Raw genomic sequence first — 26,343 nt, forward strand, 5'->3', positions numbered from 1 at the left:
GCACACCGCACCGCGCGTGTCCAGCCGCCTTTCGGAGGAATCCTGTGCGCCACCCCGGACGTGCGGCCACCTGGACGCCGCGCGTTGTCGGTGTCTGGCCTTACCGTGAACGCCATGCCCGAACCGCAGGTGGAGGTGCGGCGCAGCGCCCGGCGCCGTCGCATGGTGAGCGCGTACCGGGAGGGGGACACCGTCGTCGTCCTGCTCCCGGCGCGGATGAGCAAGACCGAGGAGAAGCACTGGGTGGCGGAGATGCTCAGCCGCCTGCAGCGCAGCGAGACCCGCAGGCGCTCCCCCTCCCGCACCTCCGACGCGGCCCTGCTGGCCCGGTGCGAGGAACTGGCCGACCGGCACCTCGACGGCGTGCGCCCCAGCAGCGTGCGCTGGGTGCCGCCGATGCGCACCCGCTGGGCCTCGTGCACGCCCAGCGAGGGCACCATCCGCATCAGCGAGCGGCTGCGCGACGTGCCCGCCTGGGTGCTGGACTACGTGCTGGTGCACGAGCTGGCCCACCTCACCGTGCCGGGGCACGGCAAGGACTTCTGGGAGCTGGTGCACCGCTACCCCCGGTCCGAGCGCGCCATCGGCTACTTGGAGGGCCTCTCGGCCGCCGCGGGCCTGGGCATCACGGAGGAGGATTGAACGACCGCCCGCGCGTCACACGTCCGGGTGCCGCTGACTGACCGCCCGCGACGGCGGGTGGTAGTCAGCGGCACCGGTGGGCGGGACGGGTAGTACTTGCAGACGCGCTTGGGGTCAGGCGTCGTCGTCCTTCTTCTTGTCGTCGTCCTTGTCCTGGAGCGTGCGCTCCAGCTCGGCGATCGGGTCCTCCAGGGCGGCCCGCGTGCTGCCGAAGCGCTCGGCGAACTCCATCGGGTCGTCCAGGTCCTCGGCCGTGGGGATCAGGTCCGGGTGCTCCCACACGGTGTCGCGCACCTCGGCGCCGTGCTGGTCGCCCAGCAGCTTCCACAGCGCCGCCGCCGAGCGCAGCCTGCGCGGCCGCAGCTCCAGGCCGACCAGCGTGGCGAAGGTCTGCTCCGCGGGGCCGCCGGACGCGCGCCGCCGCCGCAGCGTCTCGCGCAGCGCGGCCGCGCCGGGCAGCCGGTCGCCCACGGCCTCGGCCACCACCACGTCCACCCAGCCCTCGACCAGCGCCAGCAGCGTCTCCAGCCGGGTCAGCGCGGCCTTCTGCTCGGGCGTGGTCTGCGGCTCCAGCATCCCGGACTTCATCGCCTCCTCGATGCTGGCCGGGTTGGTCGGGTCGACCTGACCCGCCAACTGCTCCAGCGCCGAGGTGTCGACCTTGATGCCGCGCGCGAACTCCTCCACCGTGTCCAGCAGCCGCTGGCGCAGCCACGGCACGTGGCTGAACAGCCGCTGGTGCGCGGCCTCGCGGGCGGCCAGGAACACCAGCACCTCGCTGGCCGGGCGCTCCAGGCCCTCGGTGAACTTCTCGATGTTGGCGGGCAGCAGCGCCGCGGTGCCCTCCGGCCCCAGTGGCAGCCCCACCTCGGAGGAGGTCAGCACCTCCGAGCCGAGCTGCGCCAGCGCGCCGCCCAGCTGCGAGCCGAACGCCATGCCGCCCATCTGCCCCAGCATCGACAGCAGCGGGCCCGCGGCCTCCTTGGCCTCGGCGGGCATCGCCTCCACCCACGCGCCGGAGACCCGCTGCGCCACCGGGTCGCACAGCCGCTGCCAGGTCGGCAGGGTGCGCTCCACCCACTCGCGCGCGGTCCAGCCCTGCGCGGTGCGGCTGCCCGCGGGCAGCGCGGTCACCGGGTCCAGCCACATCTCGGCCAGGTGCACGGCGTCGGCCACAGCGGTGTTCTGGTCCGGCCCGAAGCCGGTGGTCGAGCCGCCCTTGCCCGCCAGCTGCTGCAGCGCGATCTGCTTGGCCAAGTCGTAGTTCACCGGCCCGGACGACGACCCGGCGCCGCTGAACATGGCGCCGAGCTGGCTGAGCATCGCGCCCAGCTGGGAGAAGTCGAAGGGGTTGGCCCCCTGGTCCCCTGGCTTGCGGTTGCGGTCGTCGGGGTCCTGCGGGCTGAACCCGAAGGGCAGGTCACTCATGCCACCACGGTACGCGGGGTGGGCCTGCCGCGCGGTGCTGGTTCGCCGTGGGCGTGCGGGCCGTACCCTGTCCGGCGTGAGCGACACCGCCGTGCAGCAGGGCACCCCGCCGACCCCGCCGCGCCGCGGCCTGACCCGGCGCACGTGGACGCTGGTGGTCAGCCTGACCCTGGTGCTCGTGCTCGGCGTGCTCGGCGGGTTCGCCAGGGTGCCCTACGTGGCGCTGGGCCCCGGCCCCACCTACGACACCCTCGGCCAGGCCGACGGCACCGACGTGGTGGAGGTGGAGGGGCAGGAGACCTTCCCCACCGGGGGCAGGCTGACCATGACCACGGTGTCGCTGACCGACGACGTGTCGCTGTTCGGCGCGCTCGGGCTGTGGCTCAGCGGCCGCTACGCGCTGGCCCCGCGCGAGGAGTTCTTCCGCCCCGGCGAGTCCGAGGAGCAGGTGCGCGACCAGAACACCAAGGCGTTCGAGGACTCGCAGACCAGCGCCGAGGTCGCCGCGCTGCGCCACTTGGGCTACCCGGTGAAGGTGGTCGCCGCCGAGATCACCAAGGGCAGCGCGGCGGACAACGTGATCCAGCCCAACGACCGCCTGCTCGAGATCAACGGCAAGCCCGTGACCACCGCCGACGAGGTGCGGCCCGCCCTGGAGACGACCAAGCCGGGCGACCAGGTCGAGATCACCTTCCAGCACGAGCAGGACCGCCGGACCGCCCGCGTCACGCTGGGCCGCGCCGAGGGCAGGGACAGCGGCTTCCTCGGCCTGCTGCCGGTGGACCGCGCCGACGTGCCGTTCGAGATCAAGATCAGCCTCAACGACGTGGGCGGCCCCTCGGCGGGGTTGATGTTCGCGCTGTCGATCGTGGACAAGCTGACCCCCGGCGAGCTCAACGGCGGGCAGTCCGTCGCGGGCACCGGCGAGATCAACGAGAAGGGCGAGGTCGGCCGGATCGGCGGCATCGCCTTCAAGATGGTCGCCGCGCGCGAGGGCGGCGCGACGACCTTCCTGGTGCCCGCGGGCAACTGCGACGAGGCCAGGCAGAACGCCCCCGAGGGCCTGCGCCTGGTCAAGGTCGAGAAGCTGGACGACGCCGTCCGCTCGCTGGAGTCCCTCGCCAAGGGCGGCACCGCCCCCACCTGCTGACCCCGAGCCCTCAACGCTCAGTTCGCGCGGTCGGGCGCCTTGACGGCAGGTGACCACCACGCGAGGCCGCGTCGGCCTGTCGGCATGCCTTTCGGAAAAATCACGCCCTTCGATTTTTCCGAAAGGCATGCCGATGGGCCGACTTCCAGGCGGCCGAGCCCGACCCGGCGGAGCCGGGTCAATTCAACTCAGCGTTTCCAGTAGGGCGTGGGTGAGGTTGGGGGCCAGTTCGGGGTGCTCGACGACCTCTTCCGGTCGTTCGGCGTCGCCGCGCAGCCGCAGCACGCACGCGGCCGAGCCGTCCCGCAGCACCGCCGCCACCAGCCGGGCCTCCCGGCGCTGCGGGTGCTCCGCGGCGAACCGGCGGGCCTGCTCGTCGTCCAGGTCCTCCTCGGACAGCTGCGCCTCCGCCTCCGGCGGCAGCACGACGATCTCCTGGGCCAGCGCGCACCCGGCGACGACCTCCGGCCACTGGATGCCCGCCAGCGCCCGGTCCAGCTCGGCGTCGGGCAGCGAGTCCTGCGCGATGGGGGTCAGCGGTGAGGCGGTCGGGTCCAGCTGGTCGGCCAGCTCGGGCTGCTGGGCGAGCAGCTCCGCTGTCGGGACCAGGGCGAACAGCTGCGGGGCCTGGTTCCACCCGGCGGTGGAGACGAAGTCCTCCACCTCGCGGGCGACGGCGGGCAGCATCACGGGCGGGGTATCACTGGCTGGCACGCCCGTCATGGTCGCATCCGGCGGAATCGGATGACCGAACGGGGAACCCGCGGCGGCCTCCGTAGAGTTGGACAGAACGTACGAACGCCACCACCTCGATCCAGGAGCGTGCCCCGTGGCCACACGGCCCCCGGTCGGACTGCCCAGGCTGTCCCGGCGCAGCCGGATTCTGCTCATCGTCGGTGCGGTGGTCCTGGTCGGTCTCATCGCCGGTTCCAGGCTGCTGGGCACCTATGTCAACTGGCTGTGGTTCGGGGAGGTCGGGTTCCGCAGCGTCTACAGCACGATGCTGCTGACCCGCCTCGGCCTGTTCCTGACGGTGGGTCTGCTGGTCGGCGGCCTGGTCGCGCTGAACCTGGCCATCGCCTACCGGGCGCGGCCGGTGTTCGTGCCGGTGTCCGGGCCGGACGACCCGGTGGCGCGCTACCGCGCGGTGGTGACCCGCAGGCTGCGGCTGTTCGGCGTCGGCCTGCCGGTGCTGATCGGCCTGATCGCGGGCACCTCGGCGCAGAACGACTGGCAGCACCTGCAGCTGTTCCTCAACGCCACCCAGTTCGGCATCCAGGACGCGGAGTTCCAGCACGACATCGGCTTCTACGCCTTCCAGCTGCCGTTCTACACCTGGTTGCTGTCGTGGCTGTTCATCGCCACGGCGGTGTCGTTCATGGGCGCGGTGGTCTCGCACTACCTGTTCGGCGGCATCCGGCTGGCGGGCCGCGGCGGCCAGCTCTCCGGGCCCGCGCGCGCCCACCTGGCGATCGTGGCGGGCGTGTTCGTGCTGCTCAAGGCGGTGGCCTACTTCTTCGACCGGTACCAGCTGCTGTTCAGCGACCGCAACGAGAACTTCACCGGCGCCACCTACACCGACCTCAACGCGGTGCTGCCCGCCAAGTTGATCCTGCTGTTCATCGCGGTGTTCTGCGCCGTGGCGTTCTTCGCGGGCGCGGTGATGCGCAACCTCCAGCTGCCCGCCATCGCCACCGTCCTGCTGGTGCTGTCCAGCATCCTGGTGGGCGCGGCGTGGCCCGCGGTGCTGGAGCAGTTCTCGGTGCGCCCGAACGCCAACGAGAAGGAAGCCGAGTCGATCCGGCGCAACATCGACGCCACCAAGAACGCCTTCGGCCTCACCGACGACAAGGTGGAGACCAAGCCCTACGAGGGCAAGCAGAACGTCTCGCTGGACGAGCTGAAGAGCGACCAGGCGACGCTGGGCAACATCCGCCTGCTCGACCCGGCGGTCATCTCCAAGACCTTCACCCAGTTCCAGCAGCTGCGGCCGTTCTACGCCTTCCCGGACAAGCTCGACGTCGACCGGTACAAAGTGGACGACCAGCTGCAGGACTACATCGTCGCGGTGCGCGAGCTGCGGACCGCGGGCATCCCCGAGGGCCAGCGCAACTGGATCAACGAGCACCTGATCTACACCCACGGCAACGGCATGGTCTTCGCCGAGGCCAGCAAGGTGAACTCCTCGGGCGAGGGCGGCGACAGCGGCTACCCGGTGTTCGAGGTGGCCGAGGTCAACCAGGAGGGCAAGGTCACGCCCGGCCCGTTCGGGGTCCAGCAGCCGCGCACCTACTTCGGCGAGCTGGGCTCGCCCGCCGACTACGCCATCGTGGGCGGGCGCGGACAGGGCTCGCCCGGCGAGTACGACACCGACCGGTCGCAGTACACCTACGACGGCAAGGGCGGCGTCCGCATCGGCGGACTGTTCAACAAGCTGGTCTTCGCCGCGTACTACGGCGAGCGGAACATCCTGTTCAACTCGGCGATCGGCGACGAGTCGCGGATCATCTTCAACCGCAACCCGCGCGACCGGGTCTCCGACGTGGCGCCGTGGCTGACCGTGGACGGCGACCCGTACCCGGCGGTCGTGGACGGCCGGATCACCTGGATCATCGACGGCTACACCACGCTGGACAACTACCCCTACGCCCGCAAGACCTCGCTGGGCGATGCCACCAACGACTCGCTGCCCGGCGTGGCGCAGCAGCCGGACCGGCAGATCAGCTACATCCGCAACTCGGTCAAGGCCACTGTGGACGCCTACGACGGCACGGTGACGCTGTACGCGATGGACGAGCAGGACCCGGTGCTCAAGGCGTGGATGGGCGTGTTCCCCGGCACGGTGAAGCCGAACAGCGACATCTCGCCGTCGCTGCGCGAGCACCTGCGCTACCCGGAGGACCTGTTCAAGGTCCAGCGGGACACCCTGGCGCGCTACCACGTCTCCGACCCCGGCGACTTCTACTCGGGCGTGTCGTTCTGGAGCGTGCCGTCCGACCCGACGGTGGACAACGCCACGACGGTCGAGCAGCAGCAGCAGAGCAACCAGCAGCCGCGCGACCAGCAGCCGCCGTTCTACGTGCTGGCCGGTGACCCGACCGGCGACGCGAACAAGGTCAGCTTCCAGCTCACCAGCGCGCTGGTGAGACAGAACCGGGAGTTCATGGCGTCGTACGTGTCGGTGCGGTCCGACCCGGACAACTACGGCAAGATCAGCGTGCTGACGCTGAACAACGAGGCCAAGGGGCCGCAGCAGATCCAGACGCAGTTCCTGACCTCGGCCACGGTCAGCTCGGAGCTCAACGTGCTGACGCTGCAGAAGACCAAGGTCGTCTACGGCAACCTGCTGACCCTGCCGGTCGGCGGCGGCCTGCTCTACGTCGAACCGGTCTACATCGAGCGGGCCAGCCAGAACACCCAGTTCCCGCAGCTGTCGAAGGTGCTGGTCAGCTTCGGCGACAAGGTGGGCTACGCCTCGACGCTGAGCCAGGCGCTGGACCAGGTGCTCAGCGGCGCGGCCCAGCAGGTGCCCGACGAGAACGGCGACCAGTCCGACCAGACGACCTCCCCGTCGACGCCGCCGAGCACCACCACCACGACGCCGCCCGCGGGCGACGGGCAGCGGGGCACGGAGCTGGAGCAGGCGGTGCAGGACATCCAGCGGGCCCTGGAGCGCATCAGGACCGCCCAGTCCAGCGGCAACTTCGCCGAGCTCGGCAACGCCCACCAGGCGCTGGCCGACGCCACGGAGAGGTTCGAGCGGGCCCGCGGCTCGCAGCAGACCTCCTCGTCGGTGCAGCCCTCGCCGACGCCCACCGGCTGAGCTGCCACCGGCTGAGCCACGATCGGGTGGCCTCGGACACGTCGAGGCCACCCGATTTGCACATCACGGCAACCTCCGCGTAGAGTTCGTATTACCGACGCGGGGTGGAGCAGCTCGGTAGCTCGCTGGGCTCATAACCCAGAGGTCGCAGGTTCAAATCCTGTCCCCGCTACAAAGTTGGGAAAGTCCTGTGCAGGTGGTACTTGCACAGGACTTTTTCGCATTTCATCGGGGGCTCAGCCCCTGAACCCCGTGCAGGAGGGCTCTGCCCCCTGCACCCCCGCCGAGGGGCGGAGCCCCCTGGACCCCCATCGGGTGGGTCGGGTCAGCGGCGAGTGCGCTGACCTGGGGTTATGGGGGTTGTGGGGGGTGCTGAAAAGTGGGTTTTCGGGGTGGTGTAGAGTTTGTTTTGTTGGCGGCGCGGGGTGGAGCAGCTCGGTAGCTCGCTGGGCTCATAACCCAGAGGTCGCAGGTTCAAATCCTGTCCCCGCTACTAACGCGAAGGCCCCCTCCTGGTGGAGGGGGCCTTCGCTTTTGCCTGCTCGGTGTGGCTCAGGTCATGTTCTCGGCCCAGTACTGGGCGCAGGTCAGGGAGCAGACCCTGCCCTCGCCGCTGACCGTGCGGTGGCGGCGGATGGGCTTGCCGCAGACCATGCACTCGTCCTTGCCCGCCTGGTCCGGGATGCTGCCGCTGGCCCACGCCCGCGCGCTTCGGACGACCTTGGTGCCCGTCCCCGCCCACTTGATGCCCACAGCTCTCCACTCCCTCTGCCGCTGGTGTCGATCTCCGGTGAAGACAGCCGAACATCCCCCCTGCCACCTGCTGTAATGGTCTCACCACTTGGCGTGTGCGCCAGCCTGCGGGACAGGGATCACCGGGTTGCGCTACCGCCGGGTAGGGGCAGTGCCGCCGGCGAGCGCGGGTGGTGAGGGCGCGGGCTGCCGTTCGGGTGAGCCGTGCCGGGGATTCGGGTGGCGGGCTTGCGCGGATTTCGCGCCGATCGGCTCGGCGTCGCGTGGTTCGGTTGTGCCGCAAGCATTTCCACGTCAGGTGGACACATCGGGTCAAGCGGCTGAAAGTGTGGCCTCGCCGCGCGGCCGGTGACTGAGCGGAGCTTCTCATTGCTCCGCTTGGCCCAACGGCGCTAGGCCGTGATCAGCCACAGTGGACGGAACGGCTGACCATTGTGGACAGCTGTGCTCCGGCGTGGCACCTTGGAGGTGTGTCGGACCTCAATGCGACGGCGGCGGCCCTGCTGGGGCTGCTGCACGACGGACCCAAGACCGGTGGGCAGTTGGTGGCGGAGGCGGGGGAGCGCTTCGGGGCGTTCTTCAGCGTCACCCGCAGCCAGGTCTACCGCGAGCTGCCCGCGCTGGCTGACGCGGGCCTGCTGCGCCTCGGCAAGCAGGGCCCCCGCTCCAGCCAGCAGTACGTGCTGACCGCGGCGGGCAAGAAGGCGTTCAAGAACTGGCTGCTGTCCGAGCCGGGGCCGGACCACCTGCGCAGCCCGCTGATCCTGCGGATGGTGCACGCGGGCTCGCTGACCCCCAAGCAGCGGCAGGGCCTGGTGGACGCCGCCCGCGCCCGCTACAGCGCGGACCAGGAGGCCGCGCGGGCGGCGGTGAAGGGCGCCGAGGACGCCTACTCCAAGGCGGTGGCCGAGTTCGCCCTGGCCCACGCCAAGGCCGTGCTCAAGCTGCTCGACGCCGTCCCCACGGCCTGAGGCTCGCCGACCGGTCGCGCTGAGCGGCCGGTCCTGGCGTAATCTTCTGCCGTGAACCCGGACGTCGAAGCAGACATCAAGGACCTCTCCGCGACGCTGGCCAGCATCGAGGCGGTGATGGACCTCGATGCCCTGCGCGCCCAGGTCGCGGAGCTGGAGGAGCAGGCGGCCCGCCCGGACCTCTGGGACGACCAGGAGAAGGCGCAGCGCGTCACCAGCCAGCTCTCCCACAAGCAGGGCGAGCTGCGGCGCATCACCGCGCTGCGCAGCAGGCTGGACGACCTGAGCGTGCTCCACGAGCTGGCCGAGGACGAGGGCGACGCGGGCAGCCTGGCCGAGGCCGACGCCGAGCGGGCCAAGCTGCGCGAGGAGATCTCCTCCCTGGAGGTGCGCACCCTGCTCTCCGGCGAGTACGACGAGCGCGACGCGCTGGTGACGGTGCGCGCCGAGGCGGGCGGCGTGGACGCCGCGGACTTCGCCGAGATGCTGCTGCGCATGTACTCGCGCTGGGCCGAGCGGCACGGCTACGCGGTGGACGTGTTCGACACCTCCTACGCCGAGGAGGCGGGCATCAAGTCCGCCACCTTCCGCGTCACCGCCCCCTACGCCTACGGCACGCTCAGCGTCGAGCAGGGCACCCACCGCCTGGTGCGCATCTCCCCGTTCGACAACCAGGGCCGCCGCCAGACCTCGTTCGCGGGCGTCGAGGTGGTGCCCGTGGTCGAGCAGTCCGACCACGTCGACATCGACGAGAAGGACCTGCGGGTCGACGTGTACCGCTCCTCGGGCCCCGGCGGCCAGGGCGTCAACACCACCGACTCGGCGGTGCGCATCACGCACCTGCCCACCGGCATCGTGGTGTCCTGCCAGAACGAGCGCTCGCAGCTGCAGAACAAGGCCACCGCGATGGCGGTCCTGCAGGCCAAGCTGCTGGAGCGGCAGCGGCAGGAGGAGCAGGCGAAGATGGACGCGCTCAAGGACAGCGGCTCCAGCTGGGGCAACCAGATGCGCTCCTACGTGCTGCACCCCTACCAGATGGTCAAGGACCTGCGCACCGAGCACGAGGTCGGCAACCCGTCGGCGGTGCTCGACGGCGAGATCGACGACTTCCTGGAGGCGGGCATCCGCTGGCGCAAGCAGCGGCAGTCGGCGTGATCGGTCAAGTCTTCGTCCCACCCACCGCCGACCGGGTGAGACGAAGACTTCACCCGGTCGATGAGTAGACTCGCGCCTCGTGATTCGCCTCGAACACGTGTCCAAGGTCTACAAGACCTCCCCGCGCCCCGCCCTCGACAACGTGTCCGTCGAGATGGGCAAGGGTGAGTTCGTGTTCCTCATCGGTCCCTCCGGCTCGGGCAAGTCCACCTTCCTGCGCCTGCTGCTGCGCGAAGAGGTGCCCAGCAAGGGCCGGGTGTACGTCTCCAACTTCGACGTGGCCAAGATGTCCCGGCGCCGGGTCCCCCGCCTGCGCCAGTCCATCGGCTGCGTGTTCCAGGACTTCCGGCTGCTGACCAACAAGACCGTCGCGGAGAACGTGGCGTTCGCCCTGGAGGTCATCGGCAAGCCGCGCAGCACCATCGTCAAGGTGGTGCCCGAGGTGCTGCAGCTGGTCGGCCTGGACGGCAAGGCCGACCGGATGCCGCACGAGCTCTCCGGCGGCGAGCAGCAGCGGGTGGCCATCGCCCGCGCGTTCGTCAACCGGCCGCTGGTGCTGCTGGCCGACGAGCCCACCGGCAACCTCGACCCCGACACCAGCCAGGACATCATGCTGCTGCTGGAGCGGATCAACCGCACCGGCACCACGGTGCTGATGGCCACCCACGACCACTCGATCGTCGACTCGATGCGCCGCCGCGTGGTCGAACTGGACCAGGGGCGGATCATCCGAGACGACGCGCGCGGCGTCTACGGCGTCGGCCGCTGACCCGCGACACCCTCCCCCCGACCCCCGAGGAACGCTCCCCCCGATGCGTACCAGCTTCGTGTTCAGCGAGGTCGTCACCGGCCTGCGCCGGAACGTCACGATGACCATCGCGATGATCCTCACGACCGCGATCTCGCTCTTCCTGTTCGGCGTCGGTCTGCTCATCGTGCTGATGGTCGGCCGGATGCAGGACGACTACCTGAGCCAGCTGGAAGTCTCGGTCCTGCTGACCAGCGAAGTCAGCGCCAACGACAAGGACTGCACCCAGCAGCCCTGCGCGGGCCTGCGCAGCGCGCTGGAGACCACCTCCGGGGTGGAGTCGGTGGTCTACGAGAACCGCGAGAAGGGCTACGAGCGGTTCAAGAAGATCTTCGAGGCCCAGCCGGAACTGGTGAAGCTGGCCCGCCCGGAGGCCATCCCGTCCACCTTCCGGGTCAAGCTGGAGGACCCCGAGCGCGCCGACGTGATCGTGCAGGCGTTCACCGGCAAGGCGGGCGTGAAGTCGGTCAACGACCAGGGGCAGGTCCTGAGCAGGCTGTCCGACTTCCTCACCGGCGTGCGCGACGGCGTGCTGGCGCTGGCGGTGCTCCAGGCGTTCGCCGCGCTGCTGCTGATCTCCAACACCATCCAGCTGTCGGCCTACACCAGGCGCACCGAGGTCAACATCATGCGCCTGGTGGGCGCGACGCGGTGGTACACCCAGCTGCCGTTCCTCATCGAGGCGGTGGTCGCGGGCATCATCGGCGCGGTGGGCGCGGTCGGCCTGCTGGCGGTGTTCAAGCTGTTCCTGCTGGACCGGGTGCTGGGCGACCTGTTCCGGGCGAACATCTTCTCCCCGCTGAACCTGCTGGACGTGCTGCTGCTGTCCCCGGTGCTGCTCGGCGTGTCGGTGCTGATCTCCGCGCTGACCGGCTACGTGACGCTGCGCCTGTACGTGCGGCTTTAAGCGCTGGCCCGCTCGCGTAGCATTTCCACCATGGTCAAGGAGCGCGGTCAGAAGGTGATCGCGTCGAACCGCAAGGCTCGGCACGACTACACCATCCTCGACACCTACGAAGCCGGTGTGGTGCTGGTGGGCACCGAGGTCAAGAGCCTGCGGATGGGCCGGGCGTCCCTGGTGGACGCCTTCGCCCAGGTCGACGACGGCGAGGTCTGGCTGCACGCGCTGCACATCCCCGAGTACGTGGCGGGGACCTGGACCAACCACGAGGTCCGGCGCAAGCGCAAGCTCCTGCTGCACCGCAAGGAGATCGAGCGGCTGATCGGCAAGACCAAGGAGAGCGGCCTGTCGCTGATCCCGCTGCAGATGTACTTCAAGGACGGCTACGTCAAGGTCGAACTGGCGCTGGCGAAGGGCAAGAAGGCCTACGACAAGCGCCAGGACCTGGCCAAGCGGGACGCGCAGCGGGAGATCGCCAAGGCCCACGGCCGGGCGCTGAAGGGCCGCTACTGAAACGACCGGGGCGGCCCGCCGGTCACCCCAGGTTCAGGTAGGCCAGCACGGCGCGCACCCGCCGGTGCTCGGAGTTGCTGGGCTCCAGCCCGAGCTTGGCGAAGATGTTGCCCACGTGCTTCTCCACCGCGCCGTCGGAGACCACCAGCGACGCCGCGATGGCCGCGTTGGACAGCCCCTGCGCCATCAGGCCCAGCACCTCGCGCTCCCGCTGGGTCAGCGAGTCGACCGGGTTGCGCCGGTTGCGCACCATCAGCTGCGTGATCACCTCGTGGTCGATGCTGGTGCCGCCCTCGGCGACCCGGCGCAGCGCGGCGACGAACTCGGCCACGTCGGCCACCCGCTCCTTGAGCAGGTAGCCGACGCCGTTGGCGCCGCCCGCCAGCAGGTCCACCGCGTAGCGCTCCTCCACGTACTGGGAGAGCACCAGCACCGGCAGGTTCGGGATGCGCTTGCGGGCCTCGATGGCCGCCCGCAGCCCCTCGTCGGTGAACGTCGGCGGCATCCGCACGTCCACCAGGGCCAGGTCCGGCCGGTGCTCCTCGATGGCGACCAGCAGGGCCTCGCCGTCCTCCACCGCCGCCACCGTCTCGATGCCCTCGTCCGCCAGCAGGCGCTGCACACCCATCCTGAGCAGCACCGAGTCCTCGGCGATCACCACGCGCACGGCAACTCCGTCCGGATCACAGTCGGTCCCCCCACCGGGCTCACCACGACGACGACACCGTCAATGGTGGCAGCACGGTCGGCCAGCCCGGCCAGCCCGCCCCCCGGACGGACGACGGCCCCGCCGTGGCCGTTGTCGGTGATCTCCACGACCACGGAGCTGTCCGTGCGGGTGACCTTCACCTGCGCCTCGGTGGCGCCGGAGTGCTTGGCGATGTTGGTCAGCGCCTCGGCCACGGTGAAGTAGGCCGTGCTCTCCACCGCCGTGGGCGGGCGCGGGTCGACCTCGACCGACACCGAGACCGGGATCGGGCACCTCGCCGCCAGCGAGGACAGCGCGGCGTCCAGCCCGCGGTCGCCCAGCACGGACGGGTAGATGCCGCGCGCCAGGTCCCGCAGCTCGGAGATGGCCAGCTTGGCGTCCGCGTGCGCCTCGGCGATCAGCTCCCGCGCGGCGTCCGGGTCGCTGTCGAGCTTGCCGCGCGCCCGGCCCAGCCCCATGGCCACCGACACCAGCCGCTGCTGCGCCCCGTCGTGCAGGTCGCGCTCGATGCGGCGGCGCTCAGCCTCGGCCGCCTCCACACCACGGGCGCGGCTGGCGTGCAGCCGCTGCGCCTCGGCGGAGAGCACGCTGGTCCGCGAGGGCCCCAGCAGCACGCGCGCCAGGGCGGCGTGGCCCCGCGCGACGACCTTGAACAGTGGCAGCAGCACCAGGCCGAGCGCGACCCCCAGCGCCGTCACCGGCAGGCTGGAGAGGAAGTCGTCGACCACCCAGGTGCCCAGCCAGCCCAGGTCCACCTCGAAGTGGTAGGGCAGCCACTGCTGGTAGAACGGCAGCAGGGCCAGCGCCAGCACGGCAGGCCACAGCGCCATGACCATGGTGAACTCGATGATGCCGAGCGGCAGCATGATCACCCAGTACAGCAGGTCCCGCCAGGTCGCCGGGTCGGTGAGCAGACCGCGGGCCTGGCTGAACAGGTTGCCCTCCGGCAGCGGCCGGTACGGTCTGGGCAGGTCCACCCCCAGCGTCACGCGCAGCCAGGAGCGCTCGATGTCGGCGGCGCCGCGCGCCAGCAGCCCGGTGAGCGCGAGCAGGGGCAGCCCCACCCACACCACCGCGGTCCCCACGCTCACCGCGAGCAGCGGGACGAGCAGTGAGAACCAGAACACGCCGGTGAACAGGCTCACCAGGAAGTAGCCGCTGGTGCGTGCGATGTCGGCTCGTGCTCGTGTCATGTCCCCGCCTCAGGTCCGGTGTGCCAGACCAGCATGACGCCGCGCCCGCCGCCGAACCATCAGGTCAGCCCGCGTGCGGGGGGTGGGGACAGCCCTACCGGCGGTATCTGGAATGAACCAGGGGGGTGGAGGCGTTATGATGGGTGCGGAGATCAGCAGGACCCGACCAGGGGGTGAACGGTTTCGACTTTGTGCGTCGATTCAAGGGAAGCGTGCCGGTGCAGGCGAGAGACCACCGCAAGCGTCATCGCAAACCAATAAGCGCCGAGTCTAACGACAAGCGCGCGTTCGCCCTCGCCGCCTGAGGCTAGAGGCAACGCTGTCGGCCCGGAGGTGCCTCCGCTCCGGTCGCCGGCATCAGCTAGGAGGCTCACCGCCGGTCCCGGTCACGGGGACCGGTTGGGACACCCACAGTGACTGGGCCCGTCACGGTGACTTGTCCGCGTGATCACCGGGGTCGAGTAGAGGCGTAGCGGACTGCGCACGGAGAAGCCTTGATGAGCCGGCAGAGGACCCGGGTTCGATTCCCGGCACCTCCACTCATCGCAGCGGCCCCGTCCCGGTTGGGACGGGGCCGCTGCCGTTGCCGGGGCCTTCGCTACCGGTCCAGCCACACCAGGTGCACCCGCCGCGCCCCGGTCCAGTTCGAGCTGAGCTCGAACACGGCGCGGGCGGTCTCGGCGTTGCGGGACTTCAGCGGGAAGTCGCCCTCCACCGAGTTGACCTGGGCGTGGTCGTCGTAGGCCAGGCCGTAGCCCGCGACGCGGGCGTCCTCCCCGTCGCCGTACTCCTCCACGATGGCGAACCGTCGCGGTGGAGCTTCGCGCGCCACCGCGCGGACGACTTCGGGTGCGGTCATCCGCTCGACCGCGCTTCCCCCGGTCATGTGAACATTCCCGTCATGTAGGGCATCGCCAATTCGTTCCGCCGTCCGAGTTATGTGAATATTTGTCGGCCCGTAGCTGTCGGAACCGATGCGACAGGCCGCTGGGAGGTAGTCCGTGGGTCAATCCTCCTGGGTTACTCTGGAATGCATTGCCTGGCGTTGAGGTTGCGAGTAAGGGTGGAATTCCGGTGATGTGATCAACAGGGACACATTGCCGCTCTGGTGCGCCCACAAGGCCGCAGTGGCGCTCCTGACCAGGCGGAATGGGATGGGCTGTGAACAGGGCAACGCCAGGGAGGTCACCCGATGGCGGTAAGGCGGACCGATCTCGCTCGGGCGCGCAAGGCGGCCGGATTCACCCAGGAGTCCTTCGCGGAAGCCATGGGAGTCGATCGCTCCACGGTGGTGCGCTGGGACGCGGGTGAACGCGAACCACTGCCGTACAAGCGTCCCAAGATGGCCAGGCTGCTCAAGGTCGGCATGGAGCGGTTGGAGGAGTTGCTGAAGCCCGTCGATGTCCGGTCGATCGATGATTCTGCGAATACGTGGAATCAGTGCGGCGGTGCGGGTGCTCCTCGATGCGCGGCGGTGATCGGGTGCTGCGCCGTCAGTGAACGCGGAGAACGCGGATTCTTCTCGGACTCGAAGGATGTGAGCGCTGTGGATCGTCGTTCCCTGCTGGGATGTGGGATCGCGGTGGCCGCCCTGGTCAAACTCGGTTCGGAGGAACTGCGCCGAGTGGCGAGCGCGGTGGAGCAGCCTCGCCGCTACCTCGACGGGGAGGTGATCGACCACTTCCGCGATCGGCTCGCCACGTGCAAGGCGAACGACGGCGCCCAGGGCGCTGCCACGGTGCTGCCCGCCGTGCTCGGCATCCTGGGTGTGGTCGACGAGCACGCGCGTGCGGCCACGCCCGCCGTGCGCCGTTCGCTGCTGGCGGTCGGCGCTGACGCCGCGGAGTTCGCCGCGTGGCTGTACCGCGATTCACGCGAGCCGGTCACCGCGAGCTTCTGGCACGACCGCGCCATCGAGTGGGCGCAGGAGGCGGGCGACCTGCCCATGCAGGGGTACGTGCTGCTCAGGAAGTCGCAGATGGCTTATGAGGAGCGGGACGGCCTGCGCGTGCTGACCCTGGCGCGGGCCGCGCAGCACGGCCCCTGGCAACTGCCGCCGAAGGTGCGCGCCGAGGTGACGCAGCAGGAGGCGCTGGGCATGGCGATGCTCGGCGAACCCCTCGCCCTGGTCCAGCGAAAGCTCGACGACGCTCGACGGCTCGCCGATGCCGACGATGCCGGTGACGAGCGGTACGCCCATCTCGGTGTGCGCTACGACGAGGGCGTGCACCGGCTTCGTGCCGCCACCTGCCACCTCGAAGCGGGCAGGCCAGGCCGAGCGGCCACCCTGTTCGGCGAGGTCCTGTCCGGAGGCGGGCTCTCGCGACGTGACGAGGGCTACTTCCGCGCACGGCGCGCGAGCGCCCTCGCGCTCAGCGGGGAACCCGACGACGCGGCCGAGGAAGGTGTGGTGGCCGCGCGACTGGCGACCACAGTGGGCTCGGGGCGGACCAAGCGCGAGCTCGCCCGCGTCCTGGAAACCCTGGCACCCTGGCACAACCGGCCGGGACCGCGTGCTCTTCGCGAGGCTGTGACGTCCTGATCGGCATGATCACGAAGCCGCGGTGAACCACTCCCGGACGGTCCGGATCACGAAGGCTTGCCACTCCCGGCTCCGCGGGTCGCGGTACTCGGGATCTTCATGCACCGCGAACCCGTGCTGGGCGCCTTCGATCTCGACGAGCCGGTGCTGTGCGCGGAGTTGATGGACAGCAGCCCTCGATGTCTCGACCGGGACGAAGGTGTCCTCGGTGCCGTGCACGATCAGGGTGGGCGCGGTGATCTCACCCAGCACCTCGTGAGGCCTGATCCAGAAGACCTCGTTCAATAGCGCCCGGCTGTGCTTCACGGTCGGCGAGTGGTTGATGTAGCCCTTGGTGGCCAACTCCCGCGCCTTGGCGTCGTCCAGGAAGTCGCGCGACCAGTGCGGCTGCTGATCGATGTAGCGGTCCTTGTAGGCGAGCTGCGGGTTCAGCAGGACCAGGCGCGTCAGCTGATCGGGCCGCTTCGCCGCGTAGTAGGCCGCCAGGCCGCCGCCGAAGCTGGCACCGAGCAGACTGGTGGACGACGTGCCGGTCGCCTCCCGAAGGTGGCCGAGAGCGACCCGGATGTCATTCAGATGAGCCGCCAGCGAGGACTCCTCGGGGCGGCCGTCGCTCTCACCGTGCCCGCGCAGGTCGTAACGCAGCGAGGCGACGCCCGCTTCAGCCAGGCCGGCGGCAAGACGGGTGAAGAAGCCGCCCTCCTCGCGGGTGACGCCACCACCATGGACCATGACGACGGCTTGCTCCGCCGGGGTGTTCGCGGTCAGCAGTGTGCCGCGAAGTCGGAGACCGTCCAGAGTCCGGATGCTGACTTGGGAGCTCTGGAGGGACATGGAAACTCCTCGTCATCGGCGGACGAACACACCCTGGTTCCAGCATGCCGTGGTCGCCGCCTGCACCGGAGTCCGCAGCGGCGGTGGCGCATGTCCCTCATCGTGACGAAGGAGGCCCGAGGTGGCTGACGTCGACCAGGTGAAGCGGGTCGCCCGTGAGCGCGTCTGGATGCTGCTCGAACGCGAACGCGTCGTTCCGCCCGGTGTCCACGGTCGCATCCCATCGTTCTCCGGTGCGGGGGAAGCCGCCGTACGGCTGGCCGGACTTCCGGAGTGGCGCGGCGCGCGGGTGGTCAAGGCGGTGCCGGACACCGCCCAGGAACCCGTCCGCGCCCGTGCTCTGCGCGAGGGCAAGCTGCTCTACATGGCCGTGCCGAAGCTGGCCGGGGAGCAGCCCTTCCTCCTGCTGGACCCAGCCATGCCCGCGATGTCGCCAGAGGAGACTGCCGATCGGCGCACCGCGACCAAGGTCGGGCGGCCGGTCGACGTCGACGCGATGCGGGCCGTCGACATCGTCGTGTGCGGCAGCGTGGCGGTGAACCGGCGCGGCGTGCGGCTCGGCAAGGGGGCCGGTTACGCCGACATCGAACTGGCGCTGCTCCAGGAAGCCGGGCTCATCTCACCGGAGACGGCGATCGTGACGACGGTGCACCCGCTTCAGGTCGTGGACGACGACCTGCCCGAGGCCGAGCACGACTTCGGCCTCGACGTGATCGTGACAGCGGAGGAGGTCATCCGCTGCCCGGAGCCGAGGAGGCCGCACGGACTGCTCTGGGAGCGGCTGTCCGCTGAGAAGATCGCGGCGATCCCGGCGTTGGCGGCGCGGCGGGCGGCGATGCGGTCGGACTGAGGTGCCCGCGCGGGCTGTGAACCGACGCGGAGACGGACGACGGACGACGGGTGCGCGGACCAGGGCGTGAGCGCGCTCGCGGCAGCCCTTCAGCCCGCGCCGTAGCGGAGGCCGTCGACGAGGACGGCGACCATGCGCCTGCCGTGCCCCGACTCGCGGCCGGGTACGGGACGGCACAACAACGCGATCGCGTACAGGAGGTCCTCGGCGTCGAGGACGTCGCGGATCGCGCCGTCGGCGGCCGCCGCGTCGAGCAGGGCCGTGAGCGTGGGGCCCAGCCGCTCCATGAAGTAGCCGGGCAGCCCTTCGAACGCCGGATCGCCCGAGTGCAGGGCCGAGGCGAGCCCGCGTTTGGTCTCGAGGAGTTCGATGAACCGGTCGATCCAGAGCGAGAGCGCCCGCGCGGGCGGGTGGGTGGCGCTCAGCTCGGGGCCCGCGTCGGCGACGGCGTCGATCCCGGTCCGCACGACGGCCTTGACCAGGTCCGAGCGCTGGGGGAAGTGCCGGTAGAGCGTGCCGACGCCGACTCCGGCGAGGTCGGTGATCTCCTTGGCCGGGGCGTCCACGCCGGAGGTGTCGAAGACCGTCCGCGCCGCCTCGACGAGGGCCTCGACGTTGCGCTGGGCGTCGGCGCGCCGCCGTCGGGTCTGCTGGGTCACTTCGTCCCTCCCGGTTGCGTAACCGGAAAGCCTTTCCGTATAGTTCCGGAATAGCTTTCCACTTACGGTCAGCGTACGGCATCCGCGCGGATCGGCACCTCGGCGGGAGAGAACCCATGCACTACCGCACCCTCGGCCGGACCGGGATCAAGGTCAGCCCGTACGCGCTCGGCGCGATGATGTTCGCGACGTCCTTCGGCAACCCCGACCCGGACGACTCCGCGCGCATGATCCACAAGGCGCTGGACGCGGGGATCAACTTCATCGACACCGCCGACGCCTACGGCGACTCCGAAGAGGTCGTCGGCAAAGCGTTGCGGGGCCGCCGCGACGATGTCGTGCTCGCCACCAAGTTCGGCCGCCAGGTCGGCGACGATCCGCACCACCAAGGCGCGTCCCGGCGCTGGATCGTCACCGCGGTCGAGAACTCGTTGCGGCGCCTGCGGGTCGACCACATCGACCTCTACCAGCTGCACCGCACCGATCCCACGACCGACGTCGAGGAAACGCTTTCCGCGCTGACCGACCTGCTCCGCGCGGGCAAGATCCGCGCGATCGGCACATCCCAGAGCCTCGCGTCCGACATCGTCGAGGCCCAGTGGGTCGCCGAACGGCGCGGCCTGGCGCGGTTCCGCGCCGAGCAGGCGGCCTACTCCATCCTCAACCGCGGCATCGAACGCGAAGTGCTGCCGCTGGCCCAGCGCTTCGGCATGGGCACGCTGATCTGGGGCCCGCTCGGCCAGGGCCTGCTCACCGGACGCGTCCGCAAGGGCGAGCGGAACGACCTGCGCCGGGCCCACCTGCTCAAGCACCTCAGCGACGAACGCAGGCTCGACGTCGTCGAGCAGCTCGTTCCGCTGGCCGCCGAAGCGGGCCTGCCGATGACCCACCTCGCGATGGCCTTCGTCATCGCCCACCCCGGCGTCACCAGCGCACTGCTCGGTCCTCGGACCATGCCCCAGCTCGACGACCTGCTGGCAGGCATCGAGGTCCGGCTCACCGACGACGTCCTCGACCGCATCGACGACATCGTGCCGCCCGGCACCAACATCGGTGCCCTCGACCAGAACTACCAGCCGCCTGCCGTGCACGACCCCGGCCTGCGCCGCCGCCCGCTCGCCGAGCGCGCCGCGGCCTAGACGAGCGTTGCGCGACCGGGCTGGCGGCCGTAGGCGATCGGGGATCCGGTGATGGTTGGCCGGTGGCGCGGTCGTGCCGGGTGGACCCTGGCAGCAGTTCACCGGGGTGGGGCTCGTGGTCGCATACGGCCATGAGCCCCACCCGTTCGTCGATCTTGACGACGGTGCGCTCGCCTCAAGTCGTGGACGACGGCCTGCCCGAGGCGATCAGGAGCTACCCTCTCCTCCTGCCTGGTCGCCCGGAGTTCGCGGGCCGCTCGTTCAGCAACGCCGCCACCAGTGCGGGCACTTGGGCCGCAGGGGACTTCTCAAGGGCTTTGCAGCCGAGCCGGAACAGCCAGTACTGCCGTATGACGTGCGTTCCCAGCGTGCACAGACCGAGTACGACGCAGGCGTACCACGGCATTCCGGCGACGTACATGGACACGGCCAAGGGGGGAAGGGCGGCCGCGAGAGCTGCCCCACTGCGGATCGACACGGCTCAGCACCTCACCATCACGTCCAGGGCCTTTCGCAGCCTGTTCAGAGCGCGGTGCTGCGCCACCCGGACCGCGCCCTGGGTGGACCCCACAGCCTCGGCGGTCTCCTCGGCCGACAGGCCGACCACCACCCGCAACAAGAGGATTTCCCGCTGCTTCTCCGGCAGGACCTTCAGCAGCTCGGCCATCCGCTGGGACAGCTCGCCCTGCATCGCGCGCTGCTCGGGCCCGGCCTGGTCGTCGGGACCATCGGGGACTTCCGGCACCAGTTCCGCTCGGTTCCGCGCCGTGGTGCGGTGCGCGTCGGCCACCTTGTGGGCGGCGATGCCGTAGACGAACGCCAGGAACGGTCGTCCCTGGTCCCGATAGCCGGGCAGGGCCTTCAGGACTGCCAGCAGGACCTCCTGGGCCACGTCATCGGCCGATGCGAACGAGCGTCCGTGGCCGCCGACCCTGGCGCGGCAGTACCGCACCACCATCGGCCTGATGGAGGTGAGGAGCCGTTCGACCGCCCTGCGGTCACCTGTCAGCGCGTGACCCAGTTGGCTGTTCAAGCCGTCCTGGTCGGTGGACAGGACCGACACCGGTGGCGGGTCGACCGGACCGGGGGGACGCACCCGCGCCGTGCGCTCGACCAGAGCGGAGGCCGCACTGGCCCGCACCCGCCTGGAGAGCCCGCTCGCGGTGGGGTCACCGAGCGACGAGTGCTCCACCGCGTCGGGGTCAACCCTGCGGTGCAAACCGGTCGAGAGGTCAGTCGTGGACATCACCGGCCTCCTTCCACGATCGATGCGCGGGCGGCTTGTCGTGCTCGGCGGAGCCGTCCCTCCACCGCGCGTGGTGTGAGCCGCAGGAGCGCGGCGATCTCCGCGTGCGAGAAGTTCTGGTCGGCGAGGAAGAGCACCGTGCCCGCGTCCTGGCCGACGTGTTCGAAGACGGAGTCCACGACTGCCTGGGCGAGCACGGCGTCCTCCGCCGATCTGCCGGTCATGTGCCGCTCGATGGGCGACCACGCCTCCAGCAGCTGGACGTCCTGCCAGTCGCGCCTGCCGCGTTGCCACTTCCGGTACGCGTTGGGGAAGCTCAGGACGCAGGAGTTCTCGAAGTACTGACGCAACGTCAGGCCACTCGCGGCTGTCCACTGCTTGTCGGTAATGCCGCGTTCGGTGAACAGCGTGAATCCGTCGACCACCACGTCCATGGCCAGTTCTTCGGCATCCGCGGGCAGCACGACCTGCTGGTGCAGGTGCCATCCCCGTCGGCGGCAGCTGGCGAAGATGGCGCCGGATTCGATCAGCGGTGTAACGAATCCCAGACCGTGCACGACAAGCCGGGTGCGGAGAGCTTCCCAGACCGGGTCCGCGAAGCCGCGTTCACGGATGTGTCCGATGATCATCTCATCTGTGAGAGCGGCGTCGCCGGTGCCATCGAGGCAGCGCGCAACGTCGCTGGGTAAGACGGTGCCGCCCGGATCGGCGTCCGGGGGCTCCGCGGCGGTGCCCTTCATGCACGTCCTCATGTCGACGGCGGATGCTGCCCTTCAACCACTCCCATGTCGCTTCGTCGCTCACTACCCACGCGGTTCCGCGAGTGGATCGATTAAGGCCGCCTACTCGCCCGATAAATCCGCAATACTACGGTTCGAATTTCCGCGGTGATCCGCATTGACGCTTTTGCGGCATTGCCGGTGCGACACGGAAAACCGCAGCGGCCGGATGAGTCGGCCGCTGCGGCCGGTTCCACGGCTGCCACCCCGCCGGGAGGCGGAGCGGATACAGCCCCGTTGGGTCAGAAGTCCTCGGCCAGCACGCGGGCGGCGTTGCGCTCGGCCAGCGCCGTGATGGTGACGAACGGGTTCACGCCCAACGAGCCGGGGATCAGCGACCCGTCGGTGACGTACAGGTTCCGGTAGCCCTTCACCCGCCCGTAGACGTCGGTGGCCCGTCCCAGCACGCACCCGCCCAGCGGGTGGTAGCAGAAGTCGTCGGCGAAGGCCCGCCTGCTGCCGAACACGTCGTACCGGTAGGTCGTGCCGTTGGCGTCGTTGATCCGGTCGAACACCGCCTTGGCGGCTTCCAGCCCCGGCGCGGCCTGCGCGCGGGTCCACTGGAGCACCGCCTTGTCCGCCGCGGCGTCGTAGACGAACCGGCCGCGCTCGGGGTTCTTGGTGATCGCCAGGTAGAGGCTGACGTAGGTCTCGATGCCCGCGGGCACGGGCGCGATCTCCGCCAGCACGTCGTCCGCGGTGATGGCCAGCACCGGGATCGACGACTGCTGGAACCCGGTGGGTTCGGTCAGGTGGTTGCCGCGGGCGATCATCACGTTGCCGTTGGGGCCCCAGCCCTCGCCGATCTCGGCGCTCAACGCGGGCAGGGCGCCGGTATCGCGGGCGCGCAGCAGCAGCTCGGTGGTGCCGAGGCTGCCCGCGCCGAGGAACAGGTGCCCGCAGGTGAGGCGCTTCTCGGCGACCAGTTCGCCGTCGGGGGTGATCTCGCGGACGGTGAGGGCGTAGCCGGTGCCCTCGGGCTCGATCCGCACGACTTGGTGCAGCGGCGCGATGGTGACGTTGCCGGTGCCCACCGCGTCGGCGAGGTAGCTCTTGTCCAGGCTGACCTTGCCGTGGTTGTTGCCGTACATGACCTCGGTGGCCAGCGCCGACTTCGGCACCTCGCCGCGCTCCTCGCGCGCCATGTAGTCGAAGGAGTACACGTTGGGCACGAACGTGGTGCCGTAGCCCGCGCGGCCCGCGACCGTGCGGGACAGCCGGGAGAACCGGTAGTACTCGCTGCCCTCGAAGTAGGGCTGGGGGATGTGGTTGACCCGGAGCACCCGATTGGCCAGCGGGAAGAAGCGGGAGTACATCTCCGCGGCGTCGACCTGCGGCAGGATCTGCTCGAAGTAGGCGCGGTCGGGCACCACCGCCATGCCGCCGTTGACCAGCGAGCCGCCGCCGACGCCGCGGCCGAGGTAGACGCCCATGTCGCCGTAGTTGACCCGGTCCAGCACGCCCGCGTAGCGCTGGATCGGGCGGTTGGCCAGATCCAGGAACAGCACCCCGTCCACCGGGGCCTCGGTGCGGTTCTTGAACCACATGGACCGCTTGTCGGGGTTGATCATGTCGCAGTGGACCTCGCCGTCCCAGCCCGGCTGGTTCCACAGCTGCCCCATCTCCAGGACCAGGGTCCGCACGCCCGCTTCGCCCAGGCGCAGGGCGGAGACCGCGCCGCCGTAGCCGCTGCCGACGACGATGGCGGGGTAGTGGGTGGTGGTGGCGTGCGCCCGGCCGGTGGTCAGTGCGGTGCCCGCGGCGAGGGCGGTGAGGCCGATGAATCTCCTACGTGATAAATGTTTCATGTTTTAGCAGATTATGGCGCACCCCCCGTTCCCGCACTTCGAGCGGGCGGCGGTGGGCGGGATCAGCGGCGGGCCGGTGGCGCGGTCAACGGGTCCTCGGGCCAGCGGTGCTTGGGGTAGCGGCCCCGCAGCTCCGCCCGCACCCGCGGATAACCCGTGCGCCAGAACGAGGCCAGGTCACCGGTCACCGCCGTCGGCCGCCCGGCAGGCGACAGCAGGTGCAGCACCACCGGCACGCGGCCGTCGGCGATGCGCGGGGTCTCCGTCCAGCCGAACACCTCCTGCACCTTCACCGGCAGCACCGGCTCCGCGCCCGAGTAGTCCAGCCGGACCCGGGAACCCGAGGGGACCTCCATGCGGTCGGGTGCCAGTTCGTCGAACCGCGCCGCCGCGGGCCACGGCAGCACCGAGCGCACCACCTGCTCACCGCTGATCCGGGCCAGGTCCGCCCGCTTGCGCGCCTCGCCCAGGTCGACCACGTCCAGCAGCGCCTCGTCGTCCACCGGCGGCCACGGGTCACCGAGCACGCGGTGCAGGAACGCCATCCGCTCGCGCGTGCGCAGCCCGTCGGCGTCCCAGCGCAGCAGGCCCAGCCCCTCGGCGCGCAACCCCTGCCGCAGCGCCTCCTGAAGGTGCACCAAGTCGTGCAAAGGCCTGCTGGACAACGTGATCGCGCCCAGCTTGCGCACCCGCCGGGCCACCACGTCGCCGTCCCACCGCACGTCGTCGACCTCGTGCAGCAGGGTCGGCGCGGCGCGCAGCGCCAACTCCTCGTCGGCGCGCGCGGCCAGCCGCACGCGCCCGTGGCTGCGGCCCGGCTCGCGGTCGGCCACCGCCACGGCCAGCCACTCCGCGTCGGCCAACCCGCTGCCCGGCGGCAGCTCCACGGCCGTGCCGCCCGCCATCAGGTACACCGGCGAACCGGGGGAGCGCCGCCGCGCCAGCCGCTCCGGGTGGGCCAGCGCGACCACCAGCGCCGGGTCGCCCCCGCCGTGCCCGCCGTCCCGCACCAGGGCGGCCAGCCTGCGCACCTCGCGCGGGTCGGCCCGGCGGCCCGCCAGCTCCACGCCGTGGCCGCTGTCCTCGTCCAGCACCGCGACGACCTCGGCGGCCCGCCGCGCGCCCACCGCCGCCGCGCCGTCCAGCAGCGCCCGCGCCAGGCGGGGGTGCAGCCCCAGCTCGGCCATCCGCCTGCCGCGCTCGGTCACGCCGCCGCCGTCGAGCGCCCCCAGCGCGCTCAGCACCGAGCGGCCCGCGTCCAGCGCGCCCCCCGGCGGCGCGTCCCACCAGCTCAGGCCGGTCCCGTCCGGCACGCCCCAGCAGGCCAGCTCCAGCGCCAGCCGGGTCAGGTCGGCGGTGCGGATCTCCGGCTCCGGGTAGCGGGGCAGAGTGCTGTGCTCGTGCTCGGGCCAGCAGCGGTAGACGCGGCCGGGCGCCTCGCGGCCCGCCCGGCCCGCCCGCTGGTCGGCCACCGCCGCGCTGACCCGCACCGTGGCCAGGCCGGACAGCCCACGCCGGTGGTCCACCCTGGGCACCCGCGACAACCCCGCGTCGACCACCGCCCGCACCCCCGGCACAGTCAGGCTCGACTCGGCGACCGCCGTGGCCAGCACCACCCGCTCGCGCGGACCCGGCCGCAGCGCCGCGTCCTGCTCGCCGCTGCTCAACCTGCCGTGCAGCGGCACCACGTCCACGCCGTCCAGCAGCGCCGCCGTGCGCCGGATCTCCGCCACACCGGGCAGGAACACCAGCACATCACCGTCCACTTCGGACAACGCGCGGCGGGCGGCCCGCGCCGCGCAGACCTCGATCCGCTCGCCCCGCGCGGGCGGGGTGTGCACGACCTCGACCGGGAACGTCCTGGCCCGGACCTCCAGCACCGGCGCGCCGCCCAGCAGCTCGGCCAGCCGGTCCGCCGCCACCGTCGCCGAGGTCGCCAGCAGCCGCAGGTCCGGCCGCAGCCCGGCGCGCGCGTCCAGCAGCAGCGCCAGCAGCAGGTCCGCGTCCAGGTGCCGCTCGTGGCACTCGTCCAGCAGCACCGTCCCGACCCCGGACAGCTCCGGGTCGCGCTGCAACCGCCGCACCAGCAACCCGGACGTGACCACCTCCACGCGTGTGGCGGAGGACGTCCTGCGGTCGCCGCGCACGGCGTAGCCCACGGTCCGCCCGACCGGTTCGCCGAGCAGGGCCGCCATCCGCGCGGCGGCGGCCCGCGCGGCCAGCCTGCGCGGCTCGGCGACCACCACCCTGCCCCCGCCGAGCTCCCGCAGCGCCAGCGGCACCAGCGTGGTCTTGCCGGTGCCCGGCGGCGCGACCAGCACCGCCGAGCCGCGCGCGGCCAGCGTGGCCACGAGGTCGTCCAGCACCGCGCGCACGGGCAGGTTCGGCAGCTCCACGGTGGACCAGTGTGCCAACGCGGCCTCGCCGCGCGGCGGCGCAG

General features: G+C 70.9%; 23 protein-coding genes, 2 tRNA genes and 1 other RNA gene. 14 read left to right on the plus strand and 12 right to left on the minus strand.

The window, feature by feature from the left end:
* Positions 1-114: 114 nt before the first annotated feature.
* On the plus strand, positions 115-642 hold the full coding sequence (locus tag JOF41_RS00160; RefSeq protein ID WP_189222515.1) for a M48 metallopeptidase family protein: 528 nt from the start codon (positions 115-117) through the stop codon (positions 640-642).
* A 114-nt stretch (positions 643-756) separates the two neighbouring features.
* On the opposite strand, the gene JOF41_RS00165 is transcribed toward JOF41_RS00160, so the two are convergent.
* Positions 757-2,070 (minus strand): zinc-dependent metalloprotease, encoded by a 1,314-nt coding sequence (locus JOF41_RS00165; RefSeq protein WP_189222514.1) that lies wholly within the window; start codon positions 2,068-2,070, stop codon positions 757-759.
* Between the two features lie 76 nt (positions 2,071-2,146).
* Between JOF41_RS00165 and JOF41_RS00170 the strand changes: the two genes are divergently transcribed.
* On the plus strand, positions 2,147-3,220 hold the full coding sequence (locus JOF41_RS00170; protein ID WP_307867134.1) for a YlbL family protein: 1,074 nt from the start codon (positions 2,147-2,149) through the stop codon (positions 3,218-3,220).
* 183 nt (positions 3,221-3,403) lie between these two features.
* On the opposite strand, the gene JOF41_RS00175 is transcribed toward JOF41_RS00170, so the two are convergent.
* Positions 3,404-3,943, minus strand: coding sequence for a PPA1309 family protein (locus JOF41_RS00175; protein ID WP_189222512.1), 540 nt, complete (start codon positions 3,941-3,943; stop codon positions 3,404-3,406).
* A gap of 106 nt (positions 3,944-4,049) precedes the next feature.
* Here JOF41_RS00175 and JOF41_RS00180 point away from each other — a divergent pair, with 106 nt between their 5' ends.
* From JOF41_RS00180 to JOF41_RS00190, 3 genes are all read left to right on the plus strand, one after another.
* Complete coding sequence (locus tag JOF41_RS00180) at positions 4,050-7,043, plus strand: UPF0182 family protein (protein WP_209615134.1); 2,994 nt, start codon at positions 4,050-4,052, stop codon at positions 7,041-7,043.
* A 98-nt stretch (positions 7,044-7,141) separates the two neighbouring features.
* Positions 7,142-7,215 (plus strand) — tRNA-Met (locus tag JOF41_RS00185).
* 247 nt (positions 7,216-7,462) lie between these two features.
* Positions 7,463-7,536: transfer RNA gene (locus JOF41_RS00190), tRNA-Met, on the plus strand.
* Positions 7,537-7,595: 59 nt separating this feature from the next.
* On the opposite strand, the gene JOF41_RS00195 is transcribed toward JOF41_RS00190, so the two are convergent.
* Positions 7,596-7,796 (minus strand): hypothetical protein, encoded by a 201-nt coding sequence (locus tag JOF41_RS00195; RefSeq protein WP_189222510.1) that lies wholly within the window; start codon positions 7,794-7,796, stop codon positions 7,596-7,598.
* 470 nt (positions 7,797-8,266) lie between these two features.
* On the opposite strand from JOF41_RS00195, the gene JOF41_RS00200 reads away from it, so the two are divergent.
* The 5 genes from JOF41_RS00200 to smpB all read left to right on the plus strand — a co-directional run bounded on the left by JOF41_RS00200 (position 8,267) and on the right by smpB (position 12,144).
* Positions 8,267-8,767 (plus strand): PadR family transcriptional regulator, encoded by a 501-nt coding sequence (locus tag JOF41_RS00200; protein ID WP_189222509.1) that lies wholly within the window; start codon positions 8,267-8,269, stop codon positions 8,765-8,767.
* Between the two features lie 51 nt (positions 8,768-8,818).
* Positions 8,819-9,922 (plus strand): peptide chain release factor 2, encoded by a 1,104-nt coding sequence (prfB, locus tag JOF41_RS00205; RefSeq protein ID WP_189222508.1) that lies wholly within the window; start codon positions 8,819-8,821, stop codon positions 9,920-9,922.
* Between the two features lie 79 nt (positions 9,923-10,001).
* Positions 10,002-10,691 (plus strand): cell division ATP-binding protein FtsE, encoded by a 690-nt coding sequence (gene ftsE, locus JOF41_RS00210; protein WP_209615138.1) that lies wholly within the window; start codon positions 10,002-10,004, stop codon positions 10,689-10,691.
* Between the two features lie 43 nt (positions 10,692-10,734).
* The gene (gene ftsX, locus JOF41_RS00215) at positions 10,735-11,637 is read left to right on the plus strand and encodes a permease-like cell division protein FtsX (RefSeq protein WP_189222506.1); all 903 of its coding nucleotides are present in this window, start codon (positions 10,735-10,737) and stop codon (positions 11,635-11,637) included.
* Between the two features lie 30 nt (positions 11,638-11,667).
* On the plus strand, positions 11,668-12,144 hold the full coding sequence (gene smpB, locus JOF41_RS00220) for an SsrA-binding protein SmpB (RefSeq protein WP_189222505.1): 477 nt from the start codon (positions 11,668-11,670) through the stop codon (positions 12,142-12,144).
* A gap of 22 nt (positions 12,145-12,166) precedes the next feature.
* Here smpB and JOF41_RS00225 read toward each other — a convergent pair whose 3' ends face one another.
* Positions 12,167-12,811, minus strand: coding sequence for a response regulator transcription factor (locus tag JOF41_RS00225; protein ID WP_189222504.1), 645 nt, complete (start codon positions 12,809-12,811; stop codon positions 12,167-12,169).
* Entirely contained in the window at positions 12,799-14,046 is a 1,248-nt protein-coding gene (locus JOF41_RS00230; protein WP_209615140.1) for a sensor histidine kinase, read from the minus strand. The genes JOF41_RS00225 and JOF41_RS00230 overlap by 13 nt, the downstream gene beginning before the upstream one ends.
* Before the next feature lie 169 nt (positions 14,047-14,215).
* Here JOF41_RS00230 and ssrA point away from each other — a divergent pair.
* Positions 14,216-14,588: a transfer-messenger RNA gene (gene ssrA, locus JOF41_RS00235) on the plus strand.
* A 56-nt stretch (positions 14,589-14,644) separates the two neighbouring features.
* Here the strand turns inward: ssrA and JOF41_RS00240 are convergent.
* Complete coding sequence (locus JOF41_RS00240) at positions 14,645-14,932, minus strand: hypothetical protein (protein ID WP_244989467.1); 288 nt, start codon at positions 14,930-14,932, stop codon at positions 14,645-14,647.
* Positions 14,933-15,238: 306 nt separating this feature from the next.
* Between JOF41_RS00240 and JOF41_RS00245 the strand changes: the two genes are divergently transcribed.
* The gene (locus tag JOF41_RS00245) at positions 15,239-16,588 is read left to right on the plus strand and encodes a helix-turn-helix transcriptional regulator (RefSeq protein ID WP_209615143.1); all 1,350 of its coding nucleotides are present in this window, start codon (positions 15,239-15,241) and stop codon (positions 16,586-16,588) included.
* A 9-nt stretch (positions 16,589-16,597) separates the two neighbouring features.
* Here the strand turns inward: JOF41_RS00245 and JOF41_RS00250 are convergent, their stop codons facing one another.
* Positions 16,598-17,422 carry an alpha/beta hydrolase gene (locus tag JOF41_RS00250; RefSeq protein WP_209615146.1) on the minus strand — a complete coding sequence of 275 codons (825 nt, stop codon included), beginning with the start codon at positions 17,420-17,422 and terminating at the stop codon, positions 16,598-16,600.
* 121 nt (positions 17,423-17,543) lie between these two features.
* Here JOF41_RS00250 and JOF41_RS00255 point away from each other — a divergent pair, with 121 nt between their 5' ends.
* Complete coding sequence (locus tag JOF41_RS00255; protein ID WP_307867135.1) at positions 17,544-18,272, plus strand: 5-formyltetrahydrofolate cyclo-ligase; 729 nt, start codon at positions 17,544-17,546, stop codon at positions 18,270-18,272.
* 89 nt (positions 18,273-18,361) lie between these two features.
* On the opposite strand, the gene JOF41_RS00260 is transcribed toward JOF41_RS00255, so the two are convergent.
* A complete protein-coding gene (locus JOF41_RS00260; RefSeq protein WP_209615149.1) occupies positions 18,362-18,931 on the minus strand; it encodes a TetR/AcrR family transcriptional regulator in 570 nt (189 codons plus the stop codon).
* A 116-nt stretch (positions 18,932-19,047) separates the two neighbouring features.
* Here JOF41_RS00260 and JOF41_RS00265 point away from each other — a divergent pair, with 116 nt between their 5' ends.
* Positions 19,048-20,070: an aldo/keto reductase gene (locus JOF41_RS00265; protein ID WP_209615152.1), complete on the plus strand. Its 1,023-nt coding sequence runs from the start codon at positions 19,048-19,050 to the stop codon at positions 20,068-20,070.
* Positions 20,071-20,551: 481 nt separating this feature from the next.
* On the opposite strand, the gene JOF41_RS00270 is transcribed toward JOF41_RS00265, so the two are convergent.
* The 4 genes from JOF41_RS00270 to hrpB form a co-directional block, all read right to left on the minus strand.
* The gene (locus JOF41_RS00270; protein WP_209623961.1) at positions 20,552-21,124 is read right to left on the minus strand and encodes a sigma-70 family RNA polymerase sigma factor; all 573 of its coding nucleotides are present in this window, start codon (positions 21,122-21,124) and stop codon (positions 20,552-20,554) included.
* Positions 21,125-21,315: 191 nt separating this feature from the next.
* Positions 21,316-22,056, minus strand: a complete 741-nt coding sequence (locus JOF41_RS00275) for a hypothetical protein (RefSeq protein ID WP_209615154.1) — start codon at positions 22,054-22,056, stop codon at positions 21,316-21,318.
* Positions 22,057-22,337: 281 nt separating this feature from the next.
* Positions 22,338-23,903 carry a GMC oxidoreductase gene (locus JOF41_RS00280; protein WP_209615157.1) on the minus strand — a complete coding sequence of 522 codons (1,566 nt, stop codon included), beginning with the start codon at positions 23,901-23,903 and terminating at the stop codon, positions 22,338-22,340.
* Positions 23,904-23,965: 62 nt separating this feature from the next.
* Positions 23,966-26,299 (minus strand): ATP-dependent helicase HrpB, encoded by a 2,334-nt coding sequence (gene hrpB / locus JOF41_RS00285; RefSeq protein ID WP_209615159.1) that lies wholly within the window; start codon positions 26,297-26,299, stop codon positions 23,966-23,968.
* Between the last annotated feature and the right edge of the window lie 44 nt (positions 26,300-26,343).

The sequence above is a fragment of the Saccharothrix coeruleofusca genome, assembly GCF_017876325.1.
In the GTDB taxonomy this organism is placed as follows: Bacteria; Actinomycetota; Actinomycetes; order Mycobacteriales; family Pseudonocardiaceae; genus Actinosynnema; species Actinosynnema coeruleofuscum.